At 67.5% G+C, this 17,558-nt stretch carries 19 protein-coding genes; 16 read left to right on the top strand and 3 right to left on the bottom strand.

Annotated features, from left to right (window positions below; translation table 11 throughout):
* The first annotated feature begins 50 nt into the window (after positions 1–50).
* From mftF to K9U37_RS16220, 3 genes are all read left to right on the top strand, one after another.
* Positions 51–1,508: a mycofactocin biosynthesis glycosyltransferase MftF gene (gene mftF / locus K9U37_RS16230; protein WP_308197396.1), complete on the top strand. Its 1,458-nt coding sequence runs from the start codon at positions 51–53 to the stop codon at positions 1,506–1,508.
* 132 nt (positions 1,509–1,640) lie between these two features.
* Positions 1,641–3,590 carry an acetate--CoA ligase gene (acs, locus tag K9U37_RS16225; RefSeq protein WP_243072556.1) on the top strand — a complete coding sequence of 650 codons (1,950 nt, stop codon included), beginning with the start codon at positions 1,641–1,643 and terminating at the stop codon, positions 3,588–3,590.
* Positions 3,591–3,658: 68 nt separating this feature from the next.
* Complete coding sequence (locus tag K9U37_RS16220; protein ID WP_372489528.1) at positions 3,659–3,859, top strand: Rv2628 protein family; 201 nt, start codon at positions 3,659–3,661, stop codon at positions 3,857–3,859.
* 101 nt (positions 3,860–3,960) lie between these two features.
* On the opposite strand, the gene K9U37_RS16215 is transcribed toward K9U37_RS16220, so the two are convergent.
* Complete coding sequence (locus K9U37_RS16215; RefSeq protein ID WP_243072554.1) at positions 3,961–4,557, bottom strand: CGNR zinc finger domain-containing protein; 597 nt, start codon at positions 4,555–4,557, stop codon at positions 3,961–3,963.
* 102 nt (positions 4,558–4,659) lie between these two features.
* On the opposite strand from K9U37_RS16215, the gene K9U37_RS16210 reads away from it, so the two are divergent.
* On the top strand, positions 4,660–5,229 hold the full coding sequence (locus K9U37_RS16210) for a TIGR03086 family metal-binding protein (RefSeq protein ID WP_272888051.1): 570 nt from the start codon (positions 4,660–4,662) through the stop codon (positions 5,227–5,229).
* Between the two features lie 238 nt (positions 5,230–5,467).
* Here K9U37_RS16210 and K9U37_RS16205 read toward each other — a convergent pair whose 3' ends face one another.
* The gene (locus tag K9U37_RS16205) at positions 5,468–6,847 is read right to left on the bottom strand and encodes a hypothetical protein (protein WP_243072552.1); all 1,380 of its coding nucleotides are present in this window, start codon (positions 6,845–6,847) and stop codon (positions 5,468–5,470) included.
* Positions 6,848–7,072: 225 nt separating this feature from the next.
* Positions 7,073–7,696 carry a TetR/AcrR family transcriptional regulator gene (locus K9U37_RS16200; RefSeq protein WP_243072551.1) on the bottom strand — a complete coding sequence of 208 codons (624 nt, stop codon included), beginning with the start codon at positions 7,694–7,696 and terminating at the stop codon, positions 7,073–7,075.
* A 99-nt stretch (positions 7,697–7,795) separates the two neighbouring features.
* Between K9U37_RS16200 and K9U37_RS16195 the strand changes: the two genes are divergently transcribed.
* From K9U37_RS16195 to K9U37_RS16140, 12 genes are all read left to right on the top strand, one after another.
* Positions 7,796–8,077, top strand: a complete 282-nt coding sequence (locus K9U37_RS16195; RefSeq protein ID WP_243072550.1) for a DUF2277 domain-containing protein — start codon at positions 7,796–7,798, stop codon at positions 8,075–8,077.
* The gene (locus tag K9U37_RS16190; protein ID WP_243072549.1) at positions 8,074–8,619 is read left to right on the top strand and encodes a DUF1802 family protein; all 546 of its coding nucleotides are present in this window, start codon (positions 8,074–8,076) and stop codon (positions 8,617–8,619) included. The genes K9U37_RS16195 and K9U37_RS16190 overlap by 4 nt, the downstream gene beginning before the upstream one ends.
* Positions 8,620–8,760: 141 nt before the next feature.
* The gene (gene pptH / locus K9U37_RS16185) at positions 8,761–9,696 is read left to right on the top strand and encodes an ACP phosphodiesterase PptH (protein ID WP_243072548.1); all 936 of its coding nucleotides are present in this window, start codon (positions 8,761–8,763) and stop codon (positions 9,694–9,696) included.
* Positions 9,693–10,361 (top strand): 4'-phosphopantetheinyl transferase PptT, encoded by a 669-nt coding sequence (pptT, locus tag K9U37_RS16180; RefSeq protein WP_243072547.1) that lies wholly within the window; start codon positions 9,693–9,695, stop codon positions 10,359–10,361. Before pptH ends, pptT begins: the two co-directional genes overlap by 4 nt.
* The gene (gene truB / locus K9U37_RS16175; RefSeq protein ID WP_308197395.1) at positions 10,358–11,284 is read left to right on the top strand and encodes a tRNA pseudouridine(55) synthase TruB; all 927 of its coding nucleotides are present in this window, start codon (positions 10,358–10,360) and stop codon (positions 11,282–11,284) included. Before pptT ends, truB begins: the two co-directional genes overlap by 4 nt.
* Positions 11,285–11,288: 4 nt before the next feature.
* A complete protein-coding gene (locus K9U37_RS16170) occupies positions 11,289–11,447 on the top strand; it encodes a hypothetical protein (protein ID WP_243072546.1) in 159 nt (52 codons plus the stop codon).
* Positions 11,444–11,566 carry a cytochrome P450 gene (locus K9U37_RS16165; RefSeq protein WP_243072545.1) on the top strand — a complete coding sequence of 41 codons (123 nt, stop codon included), beginning with the start codon at positions 11,444–11,446 and terminating at the stop codon, positions 11,564–11,566. Before K9U37_RS16170 ends, K9U37_RS16165 begins: the two co-directional genes overlap by 4 nt.
* A 52-nt stretch (positions 11,567–11,618) precedes the next feature.
* A complete protein-coding gene (locus tag K9U37_RS16160) occupies positions 11,619–12,038 on the top strand; it encodes a CBS domain-containing protein (protein WP_243072544.1) in 420 nt (139 codons plus the stop codon).
* Positions 12,039–12,202: 164 nt separating this feature from the next.
* Entirely contained in the window at positions 12,203–13,177 is a 975-nt protein-coding gene (locus tag K9U37_RS16155; protein ID WP_243072543.1) for a bifunctional riboflavin kinase/FAD synthetase, read from the top strand.
* 217 nt (positions 13,178–13,394) lie between these two features.
* On the top strand, positions 13,395–13,664 hold the full coding sequence (rpsO, locus tag K9U37_RS16150) for a 30S ribosomal protein S15 (RefSeq protein ID WP_243072542.1): 270 nt from the start codon (positions 13,395–13,397) through the stop codon (positions 13,662–13,664).
* A 299-nt stretch (positions 13,665–13,963) separates the two neighbouring features.
* Positions 13,964–16,234: a polyribonucleotide nucleotidyltransferase gene (locus K9U37_RS16145; RefSeq protein ID WP_243072541.1), complete on the top strand. Its 2,271-nt coding sequence runs from the start codon at positions 13,964–13,966 to the stop codon at positions 16,232–16,234.
* On the top strand, positions 16,212–17,555 hold the full coding sequence (locus K9U37_RS16140; protein WP_243072540.1) for a M16 family metallopeptidase: 1,344 nt from the start codon (positions 16,212–16,214) through the stop codon (positions 17,553–17,555). The genes K9U37_RS16145 and K9U37_RS16140 overlap by 23 nt, the downstream gene beginning before the upstream one ends.
* The last annotated feature ends 3 nt before the right edge of the window (positions 17,556–17,558 follow it).

Below are 17,558 nucleotides of genomic sequence, written 5' to 3'. Positions count from 1 at the left end.
GGCGAAGTAATCACCGGCGCCGTCGTCCCCGTGGACGGGGGGGTGTCGCTGTGAACTATCCTCTGCCCGAGGGCTTTTCGGTCGCGATCGACCCGAGTACCCGACGCGTGAACGCCAGAACGCTCGTTGGCGGATCGCCGCCACGCATTTTGCGGCTCACCGACGTCGGACAACAGGCCTGGTCCGAGTTGGCCCGCGGCCCCGCTCACTCCCATAACGCTCGTGTCCTGGGTCGGCTGCTCACCGACGTCAGCGCGGCTCACCCGCGGCCGAACGCAACGTGCGAGCCGCCAAAGGTGACGGTGGTCATCCCCGTGCGCGACCGCCCGCAGAGCTTGAAACGCTGCCTGGCTTCGTTGAGGTATGGCCATCCGATAGTGATCGTCGACGACGCCTCCGTTGACCCAACGGCCGTCGCCGAATTGGCCGAAAGTTTCGGCGCGCGATTGATCCGACGGTCAACCTGTGGCGGCCCGGCCGCTGCCCGCAACACGGGTCTGAAGGCGGTTGAGACCGCAGTGGTTGCCTTCTTGGATAGCGACTGCGTCTGTGTCGATGACTGGATCGGCCGTCTGATCGAACATTTTGCCGACCCGCTGGTCGCCGCCGTGGCACCCCGGATAGCCGCGTTGCCATCATCGACGGCGGCCGGTCGATTCGCAACGAGCTCCGGGGCACTTGATCTGGGCGCCCGCGAGTGCCGCGTGATGCCGGGGGCCGCGGTGCCTTACGTTCCCACGGCCGCGCTGCTCGTGCGCCGGGAGGCGATCGACGACATCGGCGCGTTCGACGAACGTCTGCGCTTCGGTGAGGACGTGGACCTAGTCTGGAGGCTGCACCGCGCGGGCAAGCTGATCCGTTACCAACCCGACGTTCGGGTGCTGCACGCCGAACCCGCTGACTGGGCAAGCCTGTGGACGCGGCGATTCCAATACGGCACCTCTGCGGCACCATTGGCGTGTCGGCATCCTGAGGCGATCGCCCCGCTGGTCTTACACCCCTGGCCCTCGGCGGTTCTGGTGTGTCTTCTGGCGCGCCGACCGCTGATCGCGGCGCTCATCGTCGCGGTGACCGCGGTGCCTGCTACTAGGGGTTGGCGACGCTCAGGAGTGCCAACTCGGGTGGCGGCGAAAATCGCCCTCCAAGGAGTTTTCCAAACCTATTGCGCCGTGGGGCGTTACTGCACGCAGTTCGGCGGTCCGCTGCTCCTGCTCGCGCTCGCGTGGCGCGGCGGGACAAAGACTTTCCAGCGGCGGCGCAGAACTGCAGCTGCTGCGCTGTTGTTCGCAGCCCCCCTCAGGGCGGCGTTCTCCGGCGAGATGCAGCCGGATCCGTTCCGATTCCTGGTTGGGCACCTGGCCGACAACATGATGTACGGCGCAGGGGTTTGGTTCGGTTGCCTGCGGCACCGGACCTTGATCCCCGTCCGCCCAAAGGTTGTCGGGCCGCGTCGCTTGCCTGCGGTCGGGATACCCAGACGGTTCAACAAAAGGCAACAACGATCATGAATGAGGGTTGGTTTGAAACGGTTGCCGGCGAAGTAACAGTTTGCGCCCCGCATTTGTCCGCCGATCACCCACAGTGCCCGAAGTCGTTCGCCAACCAACGATCTGACAACCTTTGGTGAATACGCTCGCGACGTGACCGATACTTACGTCGACGCCTCGTCGTTTCCGCCGCCGGGTGAGTTCGCCTTGAACGCCAACGCTTCGGCGGAGCTCTACCGCGAGGCCGAGCGCGACCGGCTAGCGTTTTGGGGCAAGCAAGCCAAGCGGCTGTCCTGGGACAGCCCGTTCACCGAAGTGCTGGATTGGTCGCAGGCGCCGTTCGCGAAGTGGTTCGTCGGCGGCAAACTCAACGTGGCCTACAACTGTGTCGATCGGCACGTCGAGGCCGGTCATGGCAGCCGGGTGGCGATCCACTGGGAGGGCGAGCCCGTCGGCGACAGCCGCACCCTGACGTACTCCGATTTGCTGGCCGAGGTCTGCAAAGCGGCCAACACGCTGACCGAGTTGGGCCTTGTCGCGGGTGACCGCGTTGCGATCTACATGCCTATGGTGCCCGAGGCGATCGTGGCGATGCTGGCCTGCGCCCGGCTGGGACTCTTGCACAGCGTCGTGTTCGCCGGGTTTTCAGCGTCGGCACTGAAGGCTCGCATCGAAGACGCTGAAGCCAAGCTGGTCATCACCACCGACGGGCAGTATCGCCGGGGCAAGGCGGTGTCTCTGAAAGACGCTGTGGATGAGGCCGTTTCAGGCCAGTCTCACGTCGAGCATGTACTCGTGGTGCGGCGCACTGGAATGGACATGCCTTGGACGGAGGGCCGCGACCTGTGGTGGCATCAGACCGTCGATAAGGCGTCGCCAGAGCACACGCCGGAGGCGTTCGACTCTGAGCATCCGCTGTTCCTGCTTTACACGTCTGGAACCACGGGCTCGCCGAAGGGCATTGTTCACACCTCCGGCGGGTACCTGACTCAGGCGTCCTACACCCACTACAACGTGTTCGACATCAAGGTCGACACTGATGTGTTTTGGTGCACAGCCGATATCGGCTGGGTCACCGGGCACACCTACATCGCCTACGGCCCGCTGTCCAACGGCGCCACACAGGTGGTATACGAGGGCACCCCGGCGTCACCAGATGAGCACCGACATTTCCAAGTGATCGAAAAGTACGGCGTGACAATCTATTACACCGCGCCGACGTTGATCCGGACCTTTATGAAGTGGGGTCGCGAGCTCCCCGACGCCCACGACCTTACGAGCTTGCGACTGCTGGGCACAGTCGGCGAGCCGATCAACCCTGAGGCATGGCGCTGGTACCGCGACGCATTCGGCGGCAACAGGACCCCGATCGTCGACACCTGGTGGCAGACCGAAACCGGCGCGGCCATGATTTCTCCACTGCCGGGCGTCACCGCTGCTGTCCCCGGTTCGGCCACCCAGCCGTTGCCCGGTATCTCCGCGCGTGTCGTCGACGACCACGGCAACACGATTGGACGAAGCCACGAGTTCGGCGAGCACGCACAAGGGTATCTCGTTCTGGACCAGCCGTGGCCGTCGATGCTACGGGGCATCTGGGGCGACCCCGAGCGATACAAGGAAACCTACTGGTCGCGGTTCGCTGAGCAGGGCTGGTACTTCGCCGGCGATGGCGCACGCTACGACGACGACGGCAACATCTGGGTGCTTGGACGCATCGACGACGTGATGAACGTGTCAGGACACCGGATTTCGACCGCGGAGGTGGAGTCTGCACTTGTCGGCCATGCGCACGTGGCCGAGGCTGCCGTCGTCGGCGCTAACGACGACACCACCGGCCAGGCCATCATCGCCTTCGTGATCCTGGAGGCTCACGCTAAGGACACCGGCTCGGAGATGGTCGAGGAGCTGCGCGCGGAGGTGGCCAGAGAAATTTCGCCGATCGCCAAGCCACGCGAGATTCACGTCGTGCCTGAGCTACCGAAGACCCGCAGCGGCAAGATCATGCGTCGGCTGCTGCGCGACGTCGCCGAAGGCCGCGAACTCGGCGACACATCAACCCTGCTCGACCCCAGCGTGTTCGAGGCGATCCGGGAGAGTAAGTAGGCGGGAATGTCGCGATGACTTGGCGAAGTGCGTTCCACAGGAGGAATAGCGAAAGGGCGGTCTACCGGGTGACCGACCGCCTCCATCAAGGACGCGCCGTCCAGGTCCCTGCCGATCGGATTGTCGCGACGGTATCGGCGTGGTTGGCCGAGCTGGGGGTCGATAGCCCGTTGGTCGAGGAATTCGCCCAAGCTGTGAACCGCGGCGACTGGCCGCTTGCTCACCACATCGCCGATTTGTTGTCGGTGGAGATCACGAAGGCGGCGTGAAAAGCCAGGCGCGCCCGCGCAGAGAGCAGCGCATGCGACCAGCGCACGCGCGGGGCCGACGCACCGAGATTCCCGGTGGTTGGGTCTTCGGGATGGATGGGCTAGCTGTGGTGGTGACGTCGGTAGTGGCGCGCCGCTCGTGTGCGGTTGGCGCAGATGTTCTGCGTGCAAAACTTCCGTCGCGCGTCGGTGGCGACGAAAAGCATGCTGCAGGTAGGGTTTTGGCAACGGCGCAAGCGCGTCTGTGACGGACTGACGAGGAGGTCGATCAGGCTGTCCGCAACGGCGGCGAGCGCGAGTTGGTGCTGCTGGTCACTGACCGGGTGATAAGTCATTGTCGTAGCCCATCCGGTCTCAATGTGCACGAGTTGGCGGGTAGTGGTCACGCTGGCAGCGATCTCGTTCACTCGGTTCACGGCGGCCCTATTGGGTGAAATCCCGGCTACGTGTCCATCGAGTATCTCGCGGACAGCGCGGCGAAGTTGGACCGTGGGTGCGAGCGGGGGCGCTGGTGCGCCGTCCGGCACGCGATCGCGCTGAAGGTCCCACCAGAGCCGGCATCTAGTTTCGTCGGAAAGCAAGTCGGTGTGCGGGCTCGTCGTGGTAATGATCGTGTCGGCCAAGTCCACGGCCAGCGGCTCGTCCGCCAGTGGAAATCCGAGAGCTTGAGCTCTGTCGAGTCTCGACGAGGCAACCATCGACATAACGGTATCATGGGGTTGACACCGTTATATCGGTTGTGATATATACCTAACGGTATTATAGTTCCGTAAACGTTAGTCATCGAGAGAGGATGTCCGATGGGATCGTTAGAACTGCTGCGCGGGGCCGACAGCCGCCTGATGGGCCTGGTGTCGACTTTGGCGGCTTCGGATCTGGAGCGCCCCAGCCCATGCAGCGGATGGTCGGTGCGGTCGATGCTCAGCCATACCGTCGCCACGATCGATGCATTCGCCACGGCAGTGGACGGGTTGGGTGGCCCGACCGAGGCGGAGCTCTTTAGTGGCTCGGACATTCTCGGTTCGAACTGGCAGGGGGTTGCCGAGCAGTCGATCAATCGCTCGCAGCGCGCGTGGGCGACGGTGACCGATTGGGACAAGCCCGTCACGACGCTGCTGGGGTCGATGCCGGCCGGTCAGGCCATCGGCATCGTCACGTATTCGACGCTGATCCACAGCTGGGATCTCGCGGCGGCCATCGACCAACCGGTCGAATTCGATGCCTCCGAGGTGGCCTTGGCCGAGGCCGTCGGATCGCAGCTGGTTCCAGGGGGGCGCCCTGGAGGTCTATTCGGTCCGGAGGTCGCGTTGGGGGCCGATGCCAGCCCCACGCAGCGCGTCGTGGCTTTCGCCGGCCGCAATCCACTCTGATTCGGCGGGCTCGTCAGCGCTTCGTAAGAGTTGACGCGCGATTTCGGCGGCAGTGCGACTTTTGCCGGTCCGTAAGCGTTTCGGGCGGGGGGAAACCGGCAGGTAGAGCCACCCGCGGAAAAGGGCCGGGCGCGGGGGACAGCCAGGCCCTTTGTCTCCGGTCCGGTGGGAGGCGACCATGGGGACATCACGACGGTAGCGCCGGACGCTGTGCGTCAGCTTTGAGCGGTGGGTCGGCTCAGCGGCCGGCGAGGTGGCCGGTGCCCGACGGCGACGGCGTCCTCTGGCTGCTTGCGCCGGAACCCACAGAGGTACCGGAGCCTGAACCTGAACCTGAACCTGAATCCGAGTCGGCGCCCGGGTCGGCCGCGCCGACCGGCAGCGGAAGCGGGAGGTCCGACGGCGGCGGAACCATGGGGCGCGGCGCCGGAGTGGTGGCGCCGGAGCGCGACGAGCCGGGCCGATCTCCGCCGGAGGCGGAGATGGTCGTCGTGGTCGGGGCGCAACCCGTTCCCAGGCTGCATGGCGTCCGCGTGGGCCGTGGGGTTGTGGTGGCGTCGGAGGAGGACTGCTTGCGGTCCGGCGCAACGACGTCGATCACCGGCGACGACTGCGCGGGCGCCGGCGGTGGGGTCCGCTGCGACTGAGCGGGTCGCGGTGCGGACGCACCGCAGTTGTCGATCGCGGTTTGCAGCCGCGATTGCAGTGACGAGACCTGGTCGCCGGTGCGCTGCGTGACCGTTGTGACCGCCGCCGCGGGTCCTTGCGCGCAGCCGCCGGTCTGCACCACGCCGCCGTAGGCCGGAGCCCCGCCGGCGAATGTGGGATAGTACCAGGCCAGCCACATCGGGCGGGCGGACACCGCGCCGCTGGCGGTGATCACCTTGGCGAGGTCCTGCTCGGCGGTGGCGGGATTGGCCGCCACGACTTCGAGAGCCTGCAGGCCGGCGGCGTCGAGTCGAAGCCCCCGGACCTCGGCCGGTACGGAGTTGACGACATTGAACACCGCGGTCTGCTCGGTGGGGTCGATCGGGAAGTGCACCACCAACCGTGGGGTCTGCCGCGAGGGGCTCACCGGCGACACCGACACGCTCGGTCCACTGCCGCCGGCGGCGCTGCGCACCGCGTCGAGGATGGTGGACCCGGCGCTGTGCGTCTGGTCGAACGACAGCTGGTTGACGGTGCCGTCGTCGCTGCGGAACCAGTCGATCCGGCCGTCGGTGCCGGCGGCGATCTGGCGAAGCCGAACGGTGTCGTCGGCGACCTGCGCCGGGTCGAGTTGGTTGTGCCGCTGCAGTGTGACGGCGCGGTTCGGGGTGACCCAGAACTCGACGTTCTGGGCGTAGTTCGCGATCAGGCCGAACCGGTTGGCGTCGACGTGGTCGGCGACGTCGGCGATCTGTTCACGGGTCGCGGTCGAGACGTCGACCGCGATGTTGACGGCAACTCCCTGGGCGTAGGTGTTTTCGTGGTAGACCCACGCGTCGCTCACCCCGGGCATCGACGCCAGCGCGCTCTGCGCGGCGTCGGCCGCCTGGGCCAGGTTCTCCGGTGCGCCGCAGCCGGGTGCGGCGGCGGTGATACCGGCCAGAAGGGCGACCGCGGAGAGGATTCGCATCGGACGCCGACGGGTTGAACAAGCTGGCGCGTCGAAAGACGGACCCACTGCCGCACCCACAGAACTGGCCTCCAGCCCTCCCGTTGCATGCTCGCGGACTGCGTGAACGCACGCTCGACCCGCTGATCAGAGAGTTGGGGTAAATCTACACGTGCGACAGATAAATAGCAGGCAGCTTGGCCGACCCGATCGGATAAAGATTCCGCCGGGAGTGAACAGCAGCGGCTACGAGAGGCCGACGGCGTCCGCCGTCGCGGGCAACGCGGCAGCTGTCAGGACCCAGCGCCCGACGATCCTCGCGGCCAGCGCATCGGCGCTGTGGTCCGGAGAAGCCGAGGTCGCGGCCCCGTTGCGGCAGAACCTCTTGACCTCCTCGGCGATGTCGGTGATCTGGGGCGCGACCTCGGCGAGCCGGCCGGCCTGGGCCAGGGAGGTGCCCAGCAACGCGCTGGCCCACCGGGCCGCGGCGTCGGATTCCAGCTCGTCGAGCAGGGTGTCCAGGTTTTCCGGCGTCAGCGGTGAGCACGCCCACGGAGCCATGACGATCTCGTGCGCCCGCTCCAGGGCGGCCTGGTAGAGCGGCGTCTTGCCCGCGAAGTAGTGGTGGACGGCGGGGCGGGTGATGTCGGCGAGATCGGCGACGTCCTTCAGGGTGGCGGCGTCGAAGCCGCGGCAGGCGAACACCCGGATGGCCGCTGAGATCAGAGTGCGGCGGCGGGCTTCGCTGTCGGAGCCGGGCGGCCGTCCGACACGTCGGGCCTCGGTGGAGGGAACCGCTCGCAGATTGAGCCTCGCCCGTCGCTGGAGCTGGGTGTCCGGTGCGTCGGCCAATGCGACACGGGTAGCCATAACGGTGAAGCTAGGAGCCGAAGTTGTGAGTCAGATGTGCGCGGCATAGCAATCCGATCAGAGGCCCTTTTCGGGCCCAATGCGGGCATGCTGGATCTCATGTGTCGGAACATCACCGAGCTGCGCGGCCTCGAGCCGGCGGCCACCCCCGAGGAGATCACCGCCGCGGCACGCCAGTACATGCGCAAGGTCAGCGGCATCACCCGGCCGACCGACGCCGTCGCCGACGCGTTCGAGACCGCCGTCGCCGAGGTGGCCGCCACCACCGCGCGTCTTTTGGCCGAATTGCCGCCGCGCCGTCAGCCGCCGAAAACCGTTCCGCCGCTGCGTCGTCCGGAGGTCCGGGCGCGAATCGCCGGTTCGGCGGGGCGGGCACCGTGACCGCTGCGCTCAAGGAGTGGAGCGCGGCGGTACACGCGCTGCTCGACGGCCGGCAGAGGGTGCTGCTGCGTAAGGGCGGCATTGCGGAGAAGCGATTCGCCGTCGAGGCCGAGGAATTCCTGCTGTTCCCGACCGTCGCCCACAGCCATGCCGAGCGGGTGCGCCCCGAGCACCGCGACCTGCTGGCCCCGGCCGCGCCTGACAGCACCGACGACCAGGTGGTCATTCGGGTGGCCGCGAAAGTGGTTGCCGCAGTGGGCGTCGAGCGTGACGAGGGCCTCGCCGACATCGAAGACCTGCACATCTGGACCGGCGATTCGGTACGTGCCGACCGGCTCGACTTCCGCCCGCGCCACCGGCTGACGGTGCTGGTGGTTCAGGCCGTCCCGCTGGTCGAGCCGATCCCGCTGCCCCGCGCACCGCAGTACGGCGGGTGCACCAGCTGGGTGCAGCTGCCGGTGCGTGTCGAACTCGGCGAGCCGGTCTGTGACACCGACGCGCTAGCCGCGATCGCCGGTCGGGTCCGCGCAGCGGTCGGGTGAGGGAGCCTCTCCTGCATGCAGTCCACATCGGGCGCAGGTCCACCCTGGGGGCGGTCACCGGCGGCCATGTCTTCCTGGGTGTCGTGGCCCCGACCGGTTGAAAATCTAACCGCGGACCGCGCACCAGTAGGCTGGTTCGTTGTGGCTGCCACGCTCTGGGCGATCAGTGATCTGCACACGGGTCACACCGGCAACAAGCCGGTCACCGAATCGCTGTACCCGTCGACACCGGACGACTGGCTGATCGTCGCCGGTGACGTCGCCGAGCGCACCGACGACATCCGTTGGTCACTGGATCTGCTGCGCCGTCGCTTCGCCAAGGTGATCTGGGTGCCGGGCAACCATGAACTGTGGACCACGGGCAAGGACCCGATGCTGGTGTTCGGCCGGGCCCGATACGACTATCTGGTCAACATGTGCGACGAGATGGGTGTGATCACCCCGGAGCACCCGTTCCCGGTGTGGACTGAGCAGGGCGGCCCGGCGACCATCGTGCCGATGTTCCTGCTCTACGACTACACGTTCCTGCCGCCCGGTGCGACGACCAAGGCCGAAGGGCTGGCGATCGCCAAGGAACGCAACGTCGTCGCCACCGACGAGTTCTTGTTGTCCAGCGAACCGTATGCCACCCGTGACGCGTGGTGTCGGGATCGGCTGTCCTACACCAAGTCTCGTCTGGAAGACCTGGATTGGATGACGCCGACGGTGTTGGTCAACCACTTCCCGCTGCGCCGCGAGCCCTGTGACGTGTTGTTCTACCCGGAGTTCTCGCTGTGGTGCGGCACGGTCGCGACCGCCGACTGGCACACCCGCTACAATGCGGTGTGCTCGGTCTACGGCCACCTGCACATCCCGCGGACCACGTGGTATGACGGGGTGCGCTTCGAGGAGGTCTCGGTCGGATATCCGCGAGAGTGGCGGCGCCGCAAGCCCTATCGCTGGATGCGCCAGATCCTGCCCGACCCGCAGTATGCGCCGGGCTATCTCAACGAGTTCGGTGGGCACTTCGTGATCACCCAGGAGATGAGGGAGCAGTCGGAGAAGTTCCACGACCGGCTGCGCAGCCGACGCGGATGAGCGAACTCATGCCCGCGGTGCTCCCGGAGGTGACCGACCTGGTCTACGCCGAGCTGTACGACGACCCGCCGGACCTCGCGCCGCTGCCGCAGGAGGAGCCGTTGATCGCCCGGTCGGTGGCCAAGCGGCGCAACGAGTTCGTCACCGTGCGGCACTGCGCGCGCGTCGCCCTCGAGCAGCTCGGTGTGCCGCCGGCCCCGATTCTCAAGGGGGAGAAGGGCGAACCCTGCTGGCCCGACGGCGTGGTCGGCAGCCTCACCCACTGCCAGGGGTACCGCGGCGCGGTGGTCGGGCTGACCGCGTCGGTCCGCTCGGTGGGTATCGACGCCGAGCCGCACGGCGTGCTGCCCGACGGAGTGCTCGACGCCATCAGCCTTCCGGCTGAGCGCTACCAGATCGGCGCCCTGCCCGGCGGACTGCACTGGGACCGAATCCTGTTCTGCGCCAAGGAAGCAACCTACAAGGCGTGGTTCCCGCTCACCGAGCGCTGGCTCGGGTTCGAAGATGCCCACATCACCTTCGACGTCGACGCCACCGGTGTGTCCGGGAGCTTCGTGTCCCGGATCCTGATCGATCCGGCCGCCCGATCCGGTCCGCCCCTGACACAGTTGGAGGGCCGGTGGTCGGTGGGTGGCGGGCTGGCGTTGACCGCGATCGTGCTGTGACATCCCAACCCGGCGGGCAGGAGCGTAGCGACTCGGCGATCGTGCCCGGCATCGTCGTGGTCGACAAACCCGGCGGTATGTCGAGTCACGACGTGGTGGGCCGCTGCCGGCGCATCTTCGGCACCCGCAAGGTCGGACACGCCGGCACCCTGGACCCGATGGCCACCGGGGTGCTAGTGATCGGAATCGAGCGCGCCACCAAGATTCTCGGACTGCTCACCGCCACGTCGAAGTCGTACACGGCGACCATTCGGCTCGGCCGCTCCACCACCACTGATGACGCCGAAGGTGAAGTGCTGCAAGATGTTCCGGCCGATCAGGTGACCGACGATCAGATCGAGGCCGGGATCGCGAACCTGCGTGGCGAGATCTCACAGCGGCCCTCCTCGGTGAGCGCGGTCAAGGTCGACGGCAAGCGCGCCTACCAACTCGCGCGCGAGGGCCAGGAGGTTCGGCTGGCTGAACGTCGCGTACGCATCGACCGTTTCGACGTCCTAGCGACCCGGCGCGATGGACCGTTCGTCGACGTCGACGTCGCGGTGGACTGCTCCTCGGGCACCTACATCCGGGCGCTGGCGCGTGACCTCGGTGCGGCACTGGGCGTCGGGGGGCACCTGACCGCGCTGCGGCGGAACCGCGTCGGCCGCTACGGGCTTGACCATGCCCGCACGTTGGAGGAACTCGCCGATCACCCGCAGCTGAGCTACACCCTGGACCAGGCGTGCCTGCTGGCGTTCCCGCGGCGCGACATCACCGCAGAACAGGCAGAGGACACCAGCCACGGCCGGCCATTGCCCGCCGCGGGCATCGACGGCGTCTACGCCGCAGCCGATTCCGGGGGGCGGGTGTTCGCGCTGCTGCAGGACAAGGGTCCCCGCACCACGTCGGTCGTGGTGATCCGCCCGGCGACCTTGGCCGACTGAACGCGTGATCGTCGCGCACATCTGCAACGACGTCGCCGAAGACCTCAAAGGAGAGATCCTCGGCGACGTCGTCGCCGGGACCCCGACCGCCGTCGCGATGTCCGAGCCGGGCTCGGGCTCCACCGTCGCCTCGGTGCGCACCTGGCCCGGCTGGAAACCGTGACCGCGATCAAGCACCTGCTCGACGAGGTCGACGGACTGGAGCTGGCCGGACCGGTGCGGTGGGGGACCACACCGTCGCTGCAGGGTCCGGCGTCAGTGCCGGTACGCATCAGGCGGTAGTGAGGCCAGCCTGACTTCGGGCTGGTCAGGTGTCGGATGTCAGCATGAGGGCATGACTGAGACGCACTCCATTCCGAAGGCCGGCTCGATCCTGATCGCCGACCTCACCGGTGACGCGGTGGTTCGGGTGCCGGCTGACGCAACCGTCGCCGACGTCGCCAAGGCGATCGCCGACCACCAGGTCGGCGCGGTGGTGGTCGGGGACGACGCACGGCCCACCGCTTTGGTGACCGAGCGTGACGTGGTCCGGGTGGTGGCCTCGGGGCGGGATCCCGCCGCGGTTCGCTCGGCCGACGTTGCCAGTACACGTCTGGTGTGGTGCGAGGCCGACGAGACCGTCGACCAGGCCGCCATCCGGATGACCGATCATTCGATCCGGCACCTGTTGGTGGAGCGCGACGGCGCGTTGGCGGGCATCGTGTCCGCGCGCGACCTGCTCGGGGTGTACGCCACCGACGCCGATCAGGTCTGAGACGCGAGTTCCCCAGCGTAGGCGAACGCCGGCGACCATCGTCAGGTCGCGCACCCCACTGTTGGGCGTTTCGTCAGGACCCACCACCGAAAGTTTAGGTATTCATCACTTGATCTGGGGATCTAGCGCTTCGGTCCACCAGGGCGCGCCGTAGGCTTGGCCACGTGGAGCGGTGGCGGGGACAGGAAGAGATCCCCTCGGACTGGGGCCGATGCGTTCTGACCATCGGCGTGTTCGACGGCGTCCATCGGGGGCACGCGGAGCTGATCGCCCGCGCGGTCAAGGCGGGCCGTGAACGCGAGGTCCCGACGGTGCTGATGACGTTCGATCCCCACCCGATGGAGGTGGTGTTCCCGGGCAGTCACCCCGCCCAGCTGACCACACTCCAGCGTCGTGCCGAGCTGGTGGAGGAACTGGGCGTCGACGTGTTCCTCGTCATGCCGTTCACCGCCGACTTCATGAAGCTGACCCCGGATCGCTACGTCCATGAGCTGCTCGTCGAGCGTCTTCACGTCGTCGAGGTGTTGGTCGGCGAGAACTTCACCTTCGGCAAGAAGGCCGCCGGCAACGTCGAGACCCTGCGCAAAGCCGGTGAGCGCCTGGGCTTCGCGGTCGAGGGCATGTCGCTGGTCGCCGAGCACCACCGCAGCGAGACCGTCACCTTCTCCTCGACCTACATCCGCTCCTGCGTCGACGCCGGCGACGTGGCGGCCGCTGCCGAGGCGCTGGGCCGCCCGCACCGCGTCGAAGGAGTGGTGGTGCGCGGCGACGGGCGCGGCCGGGTGCTGGGATTCCCGACCGCCAACGTCGCCCCGCCGATGCACTCCGCGATCCCGGCCGACGGCGTCTACGCGGCCTGGTTCACGGTGCTGGGCCACGGGCCCATCACCGGCTCGGTGATCCCGGGGGAGCGCTACCAGGCCGCGGTGTCGGTGGGCACCAACCCGACGTTCTCCGGCCGCACCCGCACCGTGGAGGCGTTCGTCCTGGACTCCGAGGCCGACCTCTACGGCCAGCACGTGGCGGTGGACTTCGTCGCCCGGCTGCGCGGCCAGCTGAAGTTCGACTCCGTCAGCGACCTCGTGGTGGCCATGGGCAGGGACACCGACAAGGCCCGCCAGATTCTCGCGTCGTCCTGACCGGGGTTGGAAGCAACCAGGTCGTCGAAGCCGTCGCGGAAGGTGCAGCTCGTCGGCTCGTCGGCTCGTCGGCGAAGGTGACCGCGGCGCTGACCTGCCGCGATTTCGGTTCGGAAGGGTCCCGCTGTTAGACTCGGCCACCGACACGGCGTGTGCTGCAGTCCGCGGCGGCCACGTTGGATTTTTTCTCGCGGTACCGATTAATGGAGATGCTGTCGTGGCGCTGACCGCCGAACAGAAGAAGGAAATCCTCGGCCAGTACGGCCTGCACGAGACCGACACCGGTTCGCCGGAGGCCCAGGTCGCGCTGCTGACCAAGCGAATTTCCGACCTTACCGAGCACCTCAAGCAGCACAAGCACGACCACCACTCGCGCCGCGGCCTGCTGCTGCTGGTCGGGCGTCGTCGCCGGTTGCTGAAGTACGTCGCCGATCTCGACGTCGCGTGCTACCGCACGCTGATCGAGCGGCTGGGTCTGCGCCGCTGAGCGCCACACCCGCCGTGTAACATGGGGTCGTTGCGCGCCGTTCATCGGCGCGGACAATCGGGTGCGGGTCACGCACATCCGCGTGACCCGTTCCCGCGCGTCACAGCGAAGCTTGCCTGATCGGGCGGTCTTCGGTAGTGGCTGCCGGGCCCCACTCAACCGGGGACAGCCCGGCCGCTTCGATCGATGGCCGTAGCCGCATCGAGGTCCGAGCGTCGCAGTGCTCAGGTCTTCCTGGGTTCACTTGTGATATCGCAAAACAGCTGAACAGTGAACTCAGAAAGGCTGTACGGACGTCCATGTCTGTAGCTGAAATCGACGAAGGCGTGTTCGAATCGACCGCCGTCATTGACAACGGGAGCTTCGGCACCCGCACCGTCCGCTTCGAGACGGGCCGGCTGGCCCAGCAGGCCGCGGGCGCCGTGGTCGCCTACCTCGACGACGAGACCATGCTGTTGTCGGCGACCACCGCCAGCAAGAGCCCCAAGGAGCATTTCGACTTCTTCCCCTTGACCATCGACGTCGAGGAGCGCATGTACGCCGCCGGGCGCATCCCCGGCTCGTTCTTCCGCCGCGAGGGCCGCCCGTCCACCGATGCGATCCTGACCTGCCGGCTCATCGACCGCCCGCTGCGCCCGTCGTTCGTCTCGGGTCTGCGCAACGAGATCCAGGTCGTGGTGACCATCCTGAGCCTGGACCCGAAGGACCTCTACGACGTGCTGGCGATCAACGCCGCGTCGGCCTCCACCCAGATCTCCGGCCTGCCGTTCTCCGGCCCGGTCGGCGGCGTGCGCGTCGCCCTGATCGACGGGCAGTGGGTCGCCTTCCCGACCGTCGAGCAGCTCGAAGGCGCGGTGTTCGACATGGTCGTCGCCGGCCGTGCTCTCGACGACGGTGACGTCGCCATCATGATGGTCGAGGCCGAGGCCACCGAGAACGTCATCGACCTGATCGCCGGTGGCGCCCAAGCTCCCACCGAGGCCGTCGTGGCCGAGGGCCTCGAGGCCGCCAAGCCGTTCATCGCGACGCTGTGTGCCGCGCAGAGCGAGCTGGCCAGCCGCGCCGCCAAGGAGACCGCGGACTACCCGCTGTTCCCGGACTACTCCGACGACGTCTACGCGGCCGTCGCCCACGCGGCCGGCGACTCGCTGGCCCAGGCGCTCACCATCGCCGGCAAGCAGGAGCGCAGCGACCGCACCGACGAGATCAAGAACGAGGTGCTCGGCCAGCTCGGCGAGACCTTCGCCGGGCGCGAGAAGGAGATCGGCGCGGCGTTCCGCTCGCTGACCAAAAAGCTTGTGCGCCAGCGCATCCTGACCGACCAGTTCCGGATCGACGGCCGCGGCATCACCGACATCCGGGCGCTGAGCGCCGAGGTGGCCGTCGTGCCGCGGGCACACGGCAGCGCGCTGTTCGAGCGTGGCGAAACCCAGATCATGGGCATCACCACCCTCGACATGGTCAAGATGGCCCAGCAGATCGACTCGCTGGGACGGGAAACCTCCAAGCGCTACATGCACCACTACAATTTCCCGCCGTATTCGACCGGTGAGACCGGTCGCGTCGGCTCGCCGAAGCGCCGCGAGATCGGCCACGGCGCCCTGGCCGAGCGGGCCCTGGTGCCGGTTCTGCCGAGTGTCGAGGAGTTTCCGTACGCGATCCGTCAGGTGTCGGAGGCGTTGGGCTCCAACGGTTCGACATCGATGGGCTCGGTGTGTGCCTCGACTCTGGCGCTGCTGAATGCCGGTGTGCCGCTGAAGGCCCCGGTCGCCGGTATCGCGATGGGTCTGGTGTCCGACGAGGTCGAGGTGGACGGCGCGACGGAGCGTCGCTTCGTCGCGCTGACCGACATCCTCGGTGCCGAGGATGCCTTCGGCGACATGGACTTCAAGGTTGCCGGCACCAAGGAGTTCGTCACCGCCCTGCAGCTGGATACCAAGCTCGACGGTATCCCGTCGCAGGTGCTGGCCGGTGCGCTGTCGCAGGCCAAGGATGCCCGGCTGACGATCCTGGAGGTCATGGCCGAGGCGATCGACCGTCCCGACGAGATGAGCCCGTACGCGCCTCGCGTGACCGCGATCAAGATTCCGATCGACAAGATCGGTGAGGTCATCGGACCCAAGGGCAAGATGATCAACGCGATCACCGAGCAGACCGGCGCTTCGATCTCGATCGAGGACGACGGGACGGTGTTCGTCGGTGCGACCGACGGCCCGTCGGCGCAGGCGGCCATCGACATGATCAATGCGATCGCCAACCCGCAGCTGCCCAAGGTCGGCGAGCGGTTCCTCGGCACCGTGGTCAAGACCACCGACTTCGGCGCGTTCGTCTCCCTGCTGCCCGGCCGTGACGGCCTGGTCCACATCTCGAAGCTGGGCCGCGGCAAGCGGATCAACAAAGTCGAGGACGTGGCCAAGGTCGGCGACAAGCTGCGCGTCGAGATCGCCGACATCGACAACCGCGGCAAGATCTCGCTGGTCCTGGTCTCGGAAGATTCAGCAGATGCTTCCGAGGACGCTGCACCGGCTCCGGCCGATGCCGATGCCGATGCCGCAACCGCCAGCAGTTAGCCCCTCGCTTCGCCGCGGCCGGCGCTCCGATGATGCGCCGGTTGCGGTGCGCCGCACCGTCCTTCCGGGCGGTCTGAGGGTGGTCACCGAGTACGTGCCGTCGGTGCGTTCGGCTTCGGTCGGGGTCTGGGTCAACGTGGGTTCACGCGACGAAGGCCCGACCGTGGCCGGCGCCGCGCACTTCCTGGAGCATCTGCTGTTCAAGGCGACCCCGACGCGCACCGCCGTCGACATCGCCCAGTCGGTCGACGCCGTCGGTGGTGAGCTCAACGCGTTCACCGCCAAAGAGCACACCTGCTACTACGCGCACGTGCTCGACGAGGACCTCGAACTGGCCGTCGACCTGGTCGCCGACGTAGTGCTCGACGGCAGCTGCGCGGGCCGCGACGTCGAACTCGAGCGCGACGTCGTGCTCGAAGAGATCGCGATGCGCGACGACGATCCCGAGGACGCCCTCGGAGATGTCTTCCTGTCCGCCATGTTCGGCGACCATCCAGTCGGCCGGCCCGTGATTGGCAGCGTCGAGTCGGTGTCGGCGATGAGCCGCTCGCAGCTGCATTCGTTCCACGTGCGCCGCTACATCCCGGAGCGGATGGTCGTCGCGGTTGCCGGCAATGTCGACCACGACGAGGTCGTCGGCCTGGTTCGGGAGTACTTCGGTGCCCGCCTGGTTCGTGGCCGCAAGCCGCAGCCGCCCCGCAAGGGGACCGGCCGGATGACGGGCCGGCCCGGGCTGGCGCTGATCCACCGGGATGCGGAGCAGACCCACATGTCGCTCGGTGTGCGGGTCCCCGGCAGGCACTGGGAGCACCGCCGGGCGCTGTCGGTGCTCAACACCGCACTGGGCGGCGGGCTGAGTTCACGGCTGTTCCAAGAGATCCGGGAGACCCGTGGGCTGGCCTACTCGGTGTACTCGACCATCGACACGTTCTGTGACAGCGGGGCGCTCTCGGTGTACGCCGGCTGCCTGCCGGAGCGCTTCGACGAGGTGGTGCAGCTGACTACCGAGGTACTCGACGCGGTGGCCCGTGACGGCCTCACCGAGGCCGAGGTCCGCATCGCCAAGGGCTCGATGCGCGGCGGACTGGTTCTCGGCCTGGAGGATTCGGCGTCGCGGATGAACCGGCTGGGCCGCAGTGAGCTGAACTACGGCGAGTACCGCAGTGTCGCCAGCACGTTGGACCAGATCGACGCGGTGAGCCTCGAGGAGGTCAACGCCGTGGCGCGCCAGGTGCTTTCCGGGCCGTTCGGTGCCGCGGTACTCGGCCCGGTACGCTCCAAAAGATCGCTCCCACAACCCCTTCGAAGGATTGCGAGTTAGCGC

Origin of the sequence: Candidatus Mycolicibacterium alkanivorans (assembly GCF_022760805.1) — a bacterium.
Lineage (GTDB): Bacteria > Actinomycetota > Actinomycetes > Mycobacteriales > Mycobacteriaceae > Mycobacterium > Mycobacterium alkanivorans.
The sequence above is the reverse complement of the archived record's forward strand: the minus strand, read 5'-3'. Positions and strand labels throughout refer to the sequence as shown.